Raw genomic sequence first — 13001 nt, 5'->3', positions numbered from 1 at the left:
TCACTCTGAATTAACGGGTATACTATTAAGAATCACCTATATGGAGGTGGTAGATTGAAGAAGAAGCTTTTAATTGGTACAAGTTTTTTAGCAGGTATGGTGTTTGTAAGTTTAGTACTTTTCGTTTTGATTATTCTTTTAGGGAACTATGTGATTGATGATAAGAAATTAGTAATGGATACAACAACAAAAATTGTTGATGAGGAAGGGAATATCATTACAAGATTGTTTATAGAGAACAGAGAAAAGATATCCTTAGCCGTAGTCCCTGTTCATGTTCAAGAAGCATTCGTTGCAGTCGAAGATACAAGGTTCTACAACCATCAAGGAATTGATATACGAGCAATTGCACGTGCCCTTTATCGGGATATTGTTGCAGGGGCAAAAGTTGAAGGTGGAAGTACGATTACACAACAGCTTGCTAAAAATGTCTTTCTAACAAATGATAAAACGTGGCTTCGTAAAACAAAAGAAGTGCTTATAGCCATGAATCTGGAAAGACGTTACAGTAAAAATGAACTTTTAGAAATGTATTTAAATCGGATCTATTTTGGTCATGAAGCTTATGGAATACAAGCAGCGGCCTCTCTATATTTTAACAAGGGTGTAAATGAGTTAACAGTAGAGCAGGGGGCACTCCTTGCTGGAATGGTGAAGGCACCAAATGCGTATTCTCCTATTAATCATCCGGATAAGAGCAAACAACGTCGCGATGTCGTTTTAGGAGCTATGGAGAAAAGAGGCAATTTAACAGCTGAGCAGGTGAAACGATACCGTGGTAGAACACTTTCGATCGATGTGAATCGCTTTACCGAGGAGAAATCCTATTTAACTTATATTGACATGGTCATCGATGAAGCACAACTGCGCTATCAATTCTCAAATGAAGAGCTCCTAACAGGTGGATATACCATTGTAATCCCGATGAAACAGTCATTACAAGAGCATTCGTACTCATTAATAAGGGACAATGAATATTTTCCTGTAGATAATCAGGACGCAGAGGCTGCCTTTGTGTTAATGGATATTGAATCAGGAGGGGTGCTTGCTGCTCAGGGGGGCAGAGATTATGTTAGACGTGGCATAAATCGAGTAAATGTAAAACGGCAGCCTGGCTCAGTATTTAAACCGTTAGCCGTTTTTGCGCCTGCACTAGAAGAAGGCGCATTCCATCCTTATTCTTTACTCCGAGATGAACGATTGGACTACGCTGGATATTCTCCACGAAATTACAATGATACGTATGCTGGGGAAGTAACACTCTATGATGCAATAACGCATTCACTAAATGCCCCGACAGTATGGCTGTTAAATGAAATTGGAATCGACCGTTCAATTAAACAGCTTGAGGGTTTTGAGCTTGCTATCCCAGATCGAGGGCTGGCACTTGGCTTAGGTGGATTACAAGAGGGTGTTACACCTTTGGAAATGACAAAGGCTTATCGTGCGTTTGCTCATGAGGGAAAGATGATCGAACCATATTTTATTACGGCTATTTATGACCAGCAAGGAAAGTGGATGGCAGGAGTAAACCAAGAGGAAAAAGAGGTCATTTCTCTACAAACCGCTTGGAATATGACGAGAATGCTAGAAGCGGTTGTTCAAGAAGGAACTGGGAAAAGTGGCAATATTGATATTCCGTTAGCTGGAAAAACGGGAACAACTTCATATACAGGCGTAAAAGGTGGTGCCAAGGATGCCTGGTTTGTGGGCTATACCCCTTCAGTAGTTGGTGCGGTATGGATGGGGTATGATACAACAACGTCAGAGCAATTTCTAAGCGGAGGAAGCTCGTATCCTACTGTATTATTTAAGGATATTCTTAACGGGGACCAAGCCATTAAACGAGAAGTTTCGTTCCAAAAACCTGATGGCGTTGATGAGCTTTCCCCACCTGTCCGAATGACGAAGATTGATGATTTAACTGCGACCCTTTCAATGGGAGGAAAAGGACTCATGAGTGTAAAACTAACATGGACAGGCATGAATGATACTCGTGTCCATTACAACGTTTATGAAGTCTATAAAGGGGAACGCCAACAATTGGCAACAGTAGTCGGCGATCATCAATTTATCGTCCCGCGCCCGAATCCGTTTTTAACAAAAACATATGAAGTCGTCCCCTATGATTCTACAACAAGGCGAGCGGGAGAAGCGTCAAATCAAGCTGACGTCTCGTTTCGGTTTGGCTTTCATTAAATTGATGGACTGAGATTTAACAGTCGTACGTAAGGGTAAAACCATAAAGAGATAAGTGTTATAGTGTGAATGAGAATGTTTGAATAAGTTCATTCGTTCAATGTGGAAATAACTTTCAGAGAGGTAGCCTCTTTCGGTTACCTCTTTTTTACAATATTGTTTAAGGTCTTACGTTATTCCTTAAAACAAAAGTGAAAATTGGTCATAAAGTTTCATCAAATTTATGACAGTTTGATTTGAGTTCTATACAGTGATAAAGTCGGTCATTATAGTAGAAGTATGTGAAAAATGATTTTTTGTACAGCTTCGATTAGAATAGGACATATGAGGTAGGAAAGGTGTGGCAAAATGACGTTTAATGATAATTTTTTAAAGGCTTGTAGAGGGGAAGCGCAATCTCAAGTACCAGTTTGGTATATGAGACAGGCTGGACGTTCCCAACCAGAGTATCGAAAAATAAAAGAAAAATATTCATTGTTTGAAATTACTCATCAGCCTGAGCTTTGTGCGTATGTAACAAAATTACCGGTAGATCAATATAACAATGATGCGGCGATTCTTTATAAAGATATTATGACACCATTACCAGCAATCGGGGTTGATGTTGAAATTAAGTCGGGAATTGGACCAGTTATTGAGAATCCAATTCGTTCTAAAGGTGATGTTGAAAAATTAGGAACGATTACTCCAGAGGATGATGTTCCTTATGTTCTTGATACGATTAAGCTACTGCGTGAACAATTAACAGTTCCGCTTATTAGTTTCGGAGGAGCTCCCTTTACATTAGCAAGCTATATGATAGAAGGAGGTCCATCGAAAAATTACAATAAAACGAAGGCATTTATGTATGCTGAACCAGAAGCATGGCATTTGTTAATGGATAAACTTGGTGAGATGACGATTACATATGTAAAATCTCAAATTAAAGCTGGAGCACAAGCAATACAAATTTTTGATTCTTGGGTTGGGACGTTAAATGTAACGGATTACCGAACGTTTGTGAAGCCTGTGATGAACAAGATATTTTCAGCACTAAAAGGAGAGAATGTTCCGCTTATTATGTTTGGAGTAGGTGCAAGTCATCTTGCACAGGAGTGGAATGACCTCCCATTAGATGTTGTTGGCTTAGATTGGCGTTTATCAATAAACGAAGCTCGTAATCTTGGGATTAAGAAGACCTTGCAAGGGAATCTAGATCCGGCTATTTTACTTTCACCATGGTCTGTTATTGAAGAACGTACAAAAGAGATTTTAGACCAGGGACTACAATCAAATCATTTTATATTTAATCTCGGTCACGGAGTATTTCCTGAAGTAAATCCTGATACTTTAAAGCGATTAACGGCTTTTGTTCATGAGTATTCTGCGAGAAATATGTAAATAAAAAGGGGTGGAGTAGAAGTGAAGAAAAAAAAATATGGACTGCTAGTTATGGCATATGGGACACCACGAAGTAAGGAAGAAATAGAGCCTTATTATACACATATTCGTAGAGGAAGAAAACCATCTGAAGAGGCACTTGATGAACTCACTGAACGTTATGAAGCAATTGGTGGTATTAGTCCATTGGCGAAAATTACCGAAGACCAAGCGTATGGTCTTGAGGCTCTCCTAAATGAAGAAATGGCTGGCTATGAGTTTAAGTCCTATCTAGGTCTTAAACATATTGAGCCATTTGTTGAAGAAGCGGTCCAACAAATGAAAGATGATGGGATAGAGGAAGCGGTCAGTATTGTGCTTGCCCCACACTTCTCGACGTTTAGTGTGAAGTCATATAATGGCCGTGCACATGAAGAGTCAGAAAAGATTGGTGGACCAGTAATTCATAGCGTTGAGAGCTGGTACAAAGAGCCAAAGTTTATTCAGTATTGGGCAGAACAAATTAAAGAAACAGTAAAAGAGATTAAGGATAAGGAAAAAGCATGTGTTATTTTCTCAGCTCATAGTTTACCAGAGAAAATTATTGCAGCAGGTGACCCATATCCGAATCAACTTCAGGAAACAGCTGACTTAATTGCTGCAGAAGCCGGTATAACGAATTATACAATTGGGTGGCAAAGTGAAGGAAACACACCTGAGCCTTGGATCGGACCTGATGTACAAGATTTGACACGTGATTTGTATGAAAAACATGGATATACTTCAATCGTTTATTGCCCAGTCGGATTTGTTGCAGACCATCTTGAAGTTCTATACGATAACGATATTGAATGTAAGGCTGTAACGGATGAACTTGGGATGAACTATTATCGTCCTGAAATGCCAAATGCAAAAAGAGAATTTCTTGATTGTTTAGCTACAGTAGTTAAGAAAAAGCTAACAGAGAAAGAGTGAGCGCTGTGAATGATAAAAAACGAGTGGCGATAATTGGTGGCGGGATAACGGGTCTAGCTGCGGCGTTTAAACTTGAGAAATCAATAAAAGAATCTCAGTTACCAATCGAATATGAACTATATGAGGCAGGTCATCAATTAGGCGGAAAAATCCAAACTGACTATACAGATGGGTTTGTAATTGAAAAAGGCCCTGATTCTTTTCTTGCTAGAAAAGAGAGTATGTCAAGACTGGCACGTGAAGTTGGATTAGAACATGATTTTATTCACAATGACACAGGTCAAGCCTATATTTTAAAGGAAGGGATACTTCATCCAATTCCGGGTGGAGCCATTATGGGTATCCCAACAGAACTGACGCCCTTTGCCCTAACTAAGCTCTTTTCGCCACTTGGAAAAATTCGAGCCCTTGGTGATTTTATCTTGCCAAAGACTACTGAAAAAAATGAAGATATATCTGTGGGCCATTTTTTTAGGAAACGTCTTGGAAATGAAGTCGTTGATCACTTAATTGAACCACTTTTATCAGGGATTTATGCAGGGAATATTGATCGACTAAGCTTGCAGGCTACGTTTCCTCAATTTCAACAAATTGAAGAAAAGCACCAGAGCCTCATTAAAGGAATGAAACAAACGCGTGGAAAGCAACAGGAAAATTCAGCAGAGTCAAAACCTAAAAAAGGGATGTTTCTCACTTTTAAACACGGTCTGAAGTCTTTTGTAGATGCAATAGAAGCTCAATTGAGTCCGACAGCTATTCATTTGCAAACATCGATTAAAAAAGTAGAAAAAAAGGGAGACGTCTTTGAGCTTTTGTTTGAGGATGGAACTAGTAAGGAATTTGATGATGTCATTATCACCACAGCTCCCCATATTACAGCGAGCTTATTAAATACATATCCGTTTTTTAAGTATCTAGAGAATATGGAGGCAACCTCTGTTGCAACGATTGCATTAGCCTATAAAAAAGAAGCTGTTCACAATCCTTATAAGGGAACTGGATTTGTTGTATCAAGAAAAAGCGATTATAGTATTACGGCATGTACTTGGACACATAAAAAATGGCCACATTCAACTCCAGAAGGTCATGTTCTATTAAGGTGTTACGTAGGGAGACCGGATGATGCTGATATTGTTGATAAAAGCGATGAGGAAATAGTTGCGACGGTTCTTCGGGATTTGCAAGGGATTATGGAGATTAATGATTCCCCGTTATTTTATAAAGTCACTCGTTGGAAAGAATCAATGCCACAGTATCATGTTGGTCATACATATAAATTGGCAAAAATAAAAGAGGATATTGCGCGTCATTTACAAGGACTACATTTAGCTGGTGCTGGATTTGAAGGAATTGGGCTACCAGATTGTATTGACCAAGGTGAAGACGCAGTAGATTCCATTTTACGAAATATGTAATATTCAACCTGTAATGAAAATTTTTCATTACGGGTTTTTTCATCTTGCTTGTAATTGTTATACAATCCCCTTTTCAAACTAATGATTAATTATATTTAAAACATTTCGAATATTAGATATAATAATAGGAAGAAGAAAGGGGAGTTTATTGTGAGTAATCAAACTAGAGCAGTAGAAAAGCATGCTAAGAGAAAAGTTGAACAAATCGCTCAGCAATTAGAACCAATTTTAAAAAGCATTGATTCAATAGAAACAAATTATCATACTTTGCATTCGCTTCTAGATGAACAACTCGGTAAAGATGAATATTTATTAATTGTCGACGAGACTGGATTAAGTCATATACATACAAACCGGCTGCGTGAGGGGTTTGCGTTTGTAGATGAGGTAGGTCTAAAAGCGGCTAATACTAATGAAACCTTATTACAGCCTTATCAAAGAAATACTGGGGAATTTTTAATTGATGTTTCATGTCCTATTGTAGAGGTAGGGGGGAAGCGCTTTAATTTAAGGCTAGGGCGTATTGTTCATCGGCCATTTTTGGCTCCTGCTTTCCTAGCTTTAACAACATTGCCAATTCTTTTAGTTGGCTTGATTTCTTGGATGAATGGCCTATTTTCGCAAACGCTATTGTTTAGTTTAATTCTCTCTCTTTTGATCACAGGGAGCATTGGTTATTGGATATATAGGGTAATCACTATCGAGGTTCGTTCATGGTATCGATTGACAAGAAAAATATCGGCTGGTGATTTAACCGATGAAATAAAAAATCGCCGCCGTACAGAGTTTCATCAAATTGGATTTGAGATAAATAAAGTCGTTCTAGGAATGCGAAATATTTTAAGTGACTTACAGCATTCAGCAAATTCAGTTCATCAAGTATCAGAAACACAAGCTGTAGGAGCAACTGAGTTATCAAAAGCATTTGAAGAGTTTGCTAGTACAATGCAAGATTTTCAAGCTGGTTCTGAAACTCAGCTATCATCATTACAGTCGGCTCATGCAATGGTCAATACGATGTTATTAAATGTACGTGAAATGGAAGGCGGAGTAAATACAACGTTATCTATGGCAAAGGATGCCTCCGCTTCTGCAGATGATGGGACAAAAGCGATTCATTTATCCGAAAAGAAAATGAATGAATTGAAAGAGGTTATAGAAGATTCATCTCAAAAAATGCTTCATTTATCACAAGGGACTGATAAGGTAATGGAGAAGGTGTCTTCAATTACAAAAATTGCAGAACAAACGAATCTGTTAGCGTTAAATGCTTCCATTGAAGCAGCACGTGCTGGCGAAGCCGGACGTGGCTTTGCAATTGTTGCGGATGAAGTTCGGAAGCTCGCGGAAAATACAAATTTATTTGCTAACGATATACTAGAGGCACTCGATATAACAAGAAATGAAATTAACCAAGTTGCCTTACAAGTTCGAGAAAATCGCGATAATATAAACGATGGGGTTGCCGTAGTTCGTCAGGCGGGACAAGCTATACGAAAACTAAATGATTCAGCCGAACAAACGATGAATGCGGTTACGAATAACCGTACTTTTGCTAGTCGTGTATTGCAGGATGGTGAGCAATTAGAGAAAATCATTGAAGATGTGAATGAGATTGCAGAGCAATTTACTGAACAAGTCGTTGAAACTGTTTCTTCATTAGATAAACATGTGAAAGGTGTTAATCGCTTAGCTGAGGATTCGAATACACTCTCGACCGAATCTGACTCATTAAATCGAATTGTCAAACGCTTTAAGCTGTCTTAAATTATTTTACTTAGGGTTGTTCTGAAAGGTTGCTAAAGCCTTAGAACAACCCTTAAACTGTTTGGATATATTAAAGATTTTGTTGTAAATTTGCTTTAATGTTCCTGTCTTGACCAAGTTATGGTAAGATAATCGTTGTAGTTGAAACATGTCAGAATCCAAAGAAAAGACGAGGAGAGCCAAGATGACTAATCAAAAAGATATCTTAGAAGCACTTCGTCATACTCGTCATGATTGGCTAAACGTTATGCAATTAATAAAAGGTAATTTGGCGTTAAAACGGTATGATCGAATTGAAACCATCATCGAGACCGTCACACAGAAATCAATTAATGAAAGTAAGCTTTCTAGTATGGAAGCTCCTGCTGTAGCAGTTTATTTATTAACGTACAATTGGAACTGCCATGCGTTAAACTTAGATATTGATATCATTGGAGAGGTCAAAAGTTTTGCTTCACATGAGCCTCAATTACTGCATTTATGCGAGAGCATCATTAAGCAATTAACAGCGTCCAGTTCAAAGGATTTTGAAAATACATTATTACTTACTTTTTTATTTAAAGATAATGTATGTGAGATTACATTTGATTATCATGGGAAATTACTAATGAAAGAAAGTGATTGGGAACCGGTTTTAAAAAAATTGGATCCTGAGGTGAATCTTGTAGAATGGGACGAACATGAATGTGTTCTATGTACTTGTTTCACACTAAATTGAGGTGAAAAAATCATGTTTGTTGATAAGGTTAAAGTGTATGTAAAAGGTGGAGACGGTGGCAATGGAATGGTTGCGTATCGTCGTGAGAAATATGTTCCAGATGGAGGGCCTGCCGGCGGTGATGGAGGTCGTGGAGCCAGTGTTATTTTTGAAGTTGAAGAAGGACTTAGAACGTTAATGGACTTTCGTTATCAACGTCATTTTAAAGCTCCACGTGGAGAACACGGTCGCCCAAAAAATCAGCATGGGAAAAATGCGGAAGATATGGTCGTAAAGGTGCCACCAGGAACTACTGTTATTGATGAAAAAACGGGAGAAGTAATTGCAGATTTAACAGAGCATGGACAAAGAGCTGTTATTGCAAAAGGTGGACGAGGCGGACGAGGAAATACCCGCTTTGCGACTCCTGTTAATCCAGCACCAGAAATTGCCGAGAATGGTGAGCCAGGTATTGAGCGCGATGTTATTCTTGAATTAAAAGTCCTAGCTGACGTTGGATTAGTAGGTTTTCCGAGTGTTGGTAAATCAACATTACTTTCAGTAGTGTCTGCTGCAAAACCGAAAATTGCTGATTATCATTTCACTACAATCACACCTAATTTAGGTGTAGTTGAAACTGATGATGGTCGAAGCTTTGTCATGGCAGATTTACCTGGACTAATTGAGGGAGCACATGAAGGAGTTGGGCTTGGGCATCAATTTTTAAGACATATCGAGCGTACCCGTGTGATCGTACACCTGATTGATATGTCAGCTTTAGAAGGCCGCGACCCTTATGATGATTATCTGAAAATTAACGAGGAATTGAAACAATATAATCTCCGTTTAATGGAACGTCCACAGTTAATTGTTGCTAATAAAATGGACATGCCGGGTGCCGATGAGAATTTAGAAAAATTCAAAGAGCAGCTTGAGGATGATGTGCAAATTTTTCCGATATCTGCCATTACTCGTAAAGGAGTAAGAGAACTTCTTCTTACAGTAGCTGATAAAATCGAAGAAACACCAGAATTTCCACTTTATGAGGAGACGGAGCAATCAACTCGAGTTATGTATCGCCATGAAAAAGAGGAAGTTCCTTTTGTCATTACTCGTGATGATGATGGAGCCTTTGTTTTGTCAGGAGCTGAACTTGAAAAACTATTTAAGATGACCGACTTTTCACGAGATGAGTCGATTCGCCGCTTTTCACGTCAGTTAAGACATATGGGGGTTGATGAAGCCCTTCGTCAACGAGGCGCAAAGGATGGCGACCTTGTTCGACTAATGAAATTTGAGTTCGAATTTATAGAATAAGGAAGACAATAAAAACTGTCCAATACATAGGGACAGTTTTTTATTGTATACGTACAATTTTTATAGGATAGGTTGTCAAAAATGATGCCCGATTCTATAATAGGATGATGGCTTTATTAAGAAAGGAAAAGTAATTTATCCGCTTTCTTAAAGTGAAAGGAACTTTGGTGTCTATTGAAAGATGGTGAAAATAATGTCACGAAAGCCTTTTTATCTCGTGCGCGAAGATATGTTAACGGATGCAATGCAAAAAACGTTAGAAGCTAAAGCATTGTTAAGTTCCGGCAAAACAAAAAAGGTAAATGAGGCTGTAAACCTCGTTGGCTTAAGTAGAAGTGCCTTTTATAAATATAAGGACGGAATTTTTCCGTTTAATACGATGGTTAAGGAAAAGATTGTCACCCTATCAATAAACCTTGTTGATCGTTCTGGAACGTTATCTCAGCTGTTGGCAAAGGTTGCAGAAACGGGTGCCAATGTATTGACGATTAATCAAACAATTCCGTTACAAGGTAGAGCCCATATTACTATATCGATTGATACGGCACCAATGAGGATGGAGTTAGAAGAGTTAATGATTCGTATTGAACAAGGCGATGCCGTTGAAAAGGTTGAGCTAGTTGGTTCGGGTTTTTAAAGGAGAGATAAGATGAAAAGGGTTGGTTATTTAGGTCCAAAGGGCACATTTACAGAGGTAGCAGCACGAACACTTTTTCCTTCAGATACACATGTACCATATCAAACAATTCCAACTTGTATGGATCGTGTCGCATCAGGAGATGTTGATATTGCTGTTGTACCGATTGAGAATGCGATTGAAGGATCAGTTAATTTGACGTTAGATTATTTAATTCATAAGCAAAGACTGCCGATTATTGGTGGTGTAACAGTTCCGATTGAGCAACATTTTCTTGCACATCCTTCTCAAATTGCAAAAGGATTTAAGCCGGAAAAGGTCATTTCGCATCCACATGCGATAGCACAATGCCATGATTTTCTACAAATGACATATCAAAATATTGAAATCGATTATATGAATTCAACTGGGACTGCTGCAAAGTGGGTTGCTGACAATCCTAATGAACCTGTAGCTGCAATTGCGAATGAGCTAGCTGCAAAGGAATACGGACTTGAATTTGTACATCGAAATATTCATGATTATGATAATAACCGTACCCGATTTCTAGTCCTTAGTCAGAACATTAAAGCAGATGAAGTATCAGGACCTTATGTCATTAGTGACAAAACATCCCTAATGGTTACGCTGCCTTCAGACTATTCGGGTGCCCTTCATCAAGTATTATCCGCTTTTGCTTGGAGAAAATTAAATTTATCGAAAATTGAATCACGGCCAACAAAAACAGGTCTTGGAAACTACTTCTTTGTCATTGATGTGGATCAACTTGTCGATGATGTCCTTATTCCAGGCGTGATTTCCGAGCTAGAAGCGTTAGGTTGTGGAGTTGATATTTTAGGAAGTTATACATGCTATTCTTTAACTGACTTGCATATGAAAGCCAGCTCATCTCGATGAGCTGGCTTATTCCTTTTAGAGCAAATCGGCTTTAGTTTTTACTTAAGAATGATTCCTTTGTTACTTAAAGCTTGTTCAACTTCATCTAATTGCTTTTCTGAATTTGCTTCAATGGTATGAAGATGCACACCTTCAGTAAGATCGGATAATAATGAAGCCTTCGTTTTGGAAAGGTTTTGACAAAACTGCTCTACATCTTTTCTTGTAGAGATCATTAACGAGGCTGTTAGCTCACCGTAGATAGCATGTTCTACGATGACATTTACGACTGTGACTCCATGATCAACAATCGTTAATAATTCTTCTTGAGCCTGCGTGCTATCATGTTTGCAAGCGATAATTCTACTTACTCGTTTTGGAGGTTCGTTTTGTAATAATAAATACCCCTGTGCGGTCGGAAGTATTGGTAAATTTTTCGCTTTTAATATTGAGATATCTTGTACGATGACTTGACGGCTAACATTTGCTCGTTTTGCCAATTCGCTTCCCGTAATTGGAAGGGGGCTTTCTTTTAACCAATCAATGATTACTCGTCTCCGCTCGTCCCCTAATATTTTTTTCCCCTCATTCATATCATTCAATCCTTCCTAAACTTAGAGACAATACTTTGTATACATTCAACAAGTGTATCAGTATCCTTTTCAGTCGTCCATTTGCCAAAGGTCACGCGAATGAACTCATGTGCTTCCTCATGTGTTCGTCCAATCGCAAGTAAAGACTGTGGAGGTGAAGACTGACCTACGCGACAGGCAGACCCAGTAGAGATTGCAACTCCTTTGCGATTACATTCAAGCATGACAAGCTGCCCTTCTATCCCTTTAAGTCGAATACCTAGATGGAATGGGAGTCGTTTTGTTGGATGCCCTTCAAAAACAACTGAAGAATTATTGCACAATGCTTTTACCACACGTTCTCGTAATAACGATAAGCGTTTCATTTCTTGTTCTCTTTCTGTATGAATGTCTTCAGCAGCTGTTGCGAATGATACGACGCTTGGAACATCCACTGTACCCGGGCGAAATCCAAATTCGTGAGTTGTCCCTTCTAAAAATGATTTCCAATGATATTGTGAACGGATGAATGTCGCTCCAATGCCTTTAGGTCCATAAATTTTATGACCAGATATGCTTAAACTCGTAAGAACATCAACAGGAATTGGCAACTTTCCATAAGTTTGAACACAATCGCTGTGAAATAAGACTTTGTGATTGGATAATAGTTGACCGATTGCTACTAGATCTTGAACGGTTCCTAATTCTGAGTTTGCGTGAGCAAATGTTGCCAATATTGTATTTTCTGAAATAGCCTCCTCTAAAGCCTCAACCGTAACTAATCCTTGTTCATTTACTGGTACATAGGTAATCGTAAAGCCTTGTGATTGTAAATAATGAAGCGCCTGTAAGACAGAATGATGTTCGCAACGAGTTGTTACAATATTATTTCCTTTATGTTTATTTGCACTTGCAAGGCTCGTTAACGCAAGAAAGTTTGCCTCGGAGCCAGATCCAGTGAAATAAAGCTCATTAGGTTGAATTTGTAACGGTGATGCGATAGATTTTCGACTCAAATAAAGAACATGCTCAGCTTCTTGTCCAATTTGATGAAGACTATTACTATTGCCAAAATAATTTTTAGCGGCCTTTTGATAAGCAAATAAAGCTGCATCGGACATTGGAGTTGTGGCGCTATAATCTAGATAAATCATTGTATCTACCGACTTTCTACTTGGGTTTAGATA

11 protein-coding genes are annotated in these 13001 nt (G+C 38.5%); 9 read left to right on the top strand and 2 right to left on the bottom strand.

Translation table 11 applies throughout. The features are described from left to right. The first annotated feature begins 54 nt into the window (after nucleotides 1-54). The 9 genes from B1R93_RS03890 (at nucleotide 55) to pheA (ending at nucleotide 11263) form a co-directional block, all read left to right on the top strand. Nucleotides 55-2199, top strand: coding sequence for a transglycosylase domain-containing protein (locus tag B1R93_RS03890; RefSeq protein ID WP_342587498.1), 2145 nt, complete (start codon nucleotides 55-57; stop codon nucleotides 2197-2199). 348 nt (nucleotides 2200-2547) lie between these two features. Next, entirely contained in the window at nucleotides 2548-3579 is a 1032-nt protein-coding gene (hemE, locus tag B1R93_RS03885; protein WP_088102649.1) for a uroporphyrinogen decarboxylase, read from the top strand. A gap of 21 nt (nucleotides 3580-3600) precedes the next feature. Beyond that, entirely contained in the window at nucleotides 3601-4533 is a 933-nt protein-coding gene (hemH, locus tag B1R93_RS03880) for a ferrochelatase (RefSeq protein WP_088102648.1), read from the top strand. Nucleotides 4534-4538: 5 nt separating this feature from the next. Beyond that, a complete protein-coding gene (gene hemY, locus B1R93_RS03875; protein WP_088102647.1) occupies nucleotides 4539-5948 on the top strand; it encodes a protoporphyrinogen oxidase in 1410 nt (469 codons plus the stop codon). 150 nt (nucleotides 5949-6098) lie between these two features. Continuing rightward, nucleotides 6099-7715, top strand: a complete 1617-nt coding sequence (locus B1R93_RS03870; protein WP_088102646.1) for a methyl-accepting chemotaxis protein — start codon at nucleotides 6099-6101, stop codon at nucleotides 7713-7715. A gap of 184 nt (nucleotides 7716-7899) precedes the next feature. Beyond that, nucleotides 7900-8433, top strand: coding sequence for a Spo0B C-terminal domain-containing protein (locus tag B1R93_RS03865; RefSeq protein ID WP_165763717.1), 534 nt, complete (start codon nucleotides 7900-7902; stop codon nucleotides 8431-8433). 12 nt (nucleotides 8434-8445) lie between these two features. Next, nucleotides 8446-9729: a GTPase ObgE gene (gene obgE, locus B1R93_RS03860; RefSeq protein ID WP_088102644.1), complete on the top strand. Its 1284-nt coding sequence runs from the start codon at nucleotides 8446-8448 to the stop codon at nucleotides 9727-9729. Nucleotides 9730-9922: 193 nt separating this feature from the next. Continuing rightward, nucleotides 9923-10366, top strand: a complete 444-nt coding sequence (locus tag B1R93_RS03855) for an ACT domain-containing protein (RefSeq protein WP_088102643.1) — start codon at nucleotides 9923-9925, stop codon at nucleotides 10364-10366. Between the two features lie 12 nt (nucleotides 10367-10378). Then, nucleotides 10379-11263, top strand: a complete 885-nt coding sequence (gene pheA / locus B1R93_RS03850) for a prephenate dehydratase (RefSeq protein ID WP_088102642.1) — start codon at nucleotides 10379-10381, stop codon at nucleotides 11261-11263. 38 nt (nucleotides 11264-11301) lie between these two features. On the opposite strand, the gene B1R93_RS03845 is transcribed toward pheA, so the two are convergent. Next, the gene (locus tag B1R93_RS03845) at nucleotides 11302-11835 is read right to left on the bottom strand and encodes a transcription repressor NadR (RefSeq protein WP_088102641.1); all 534 of its coding nucleotides are present in this window, start codon (nucleotides 11833-11835) and stop codon (nucleotides 11302-11304) included. Nucleotides 11836-11840: 5 nt separating this feature from the next. Next, nucleotides 11841-12968, bottom strand: coding sequence for an IscS subfamily cysteine desulfurase (locus B1R93_RS03840; protein WP_088102640.1), 1128 nt, complete (start codon nucleotides 12966-12968; stop codon nucleotides 11841-11843). Between the last annotated feature and the right edge of the window lie 33 nt (nucleotides 12969-13001).

It is taken from the genome of Halalkalibacter urbisdiaboli (assembly GCF_002156385.1).
Classification (GTDB): Bacteria; Bacillota; Bacilli; order Bacillales; family Bacillaceae_D; genus Halalkalibacter_A; species Halalkalibacter_A urbisdiaboli.
Note: the sequence above shows the minus strand (reverse complement) of the source record. Positions and strands in the feature narration are given on the sequence as shown.

Excerpts from the sequence above, each read along its gene's own strand:
- pheA (WP_088102642.1), top strand. The coding sequence starts at position 10,379 with ATGAAAAGGGTTGGTTATTTAGGTCCAAAGGGCACATTTACAGAGGTA.
- B1R93_RS03865 (WP_165763717.1), top strand. The coding sequence starts at position 7,900 with ATGACTAATCAAAAAGATATCTTAGAAGCACTTCGTCATACTCGTCAT.
- B1R93_RS03840 (WP_088102640.1), bottom strand. The coding sequence starts at position 12,968 with ATGATTTATCTAGATTATAGCGCCACAACTCCAATGTCCGATGCAGCT.
- hemE (WP_088102649.1), top strand. The coding sequence starts at position 2,548 with ATGACGTTTAATGATAATTTTTTAAAGGCTTGTAGAGGGGAAGCGCAA.
- B1R93_RS03855 (WP_088102643.1), top strand. The coding sequence starts at position 9,923 with ATGTCACGAAAGCCTTTTTATCTCGTGCGCGAAGATATGTTAACGGAT.
- B1R93_RS03845 (WP_088102641.1), bottom strand. The coding sequence starts at position 11,835 with ATGAATGAGGGGAAAAAAATATTAGGGGACGAGCGGAGACGAGTAATC.
- obgE (WP_088102644.1), top strand. The coding sequence starts at position 8,446 with ATGTTTGTTGATAAGGTTAAAGTGTATGTAAAAGGTGGAGACGGTGGC.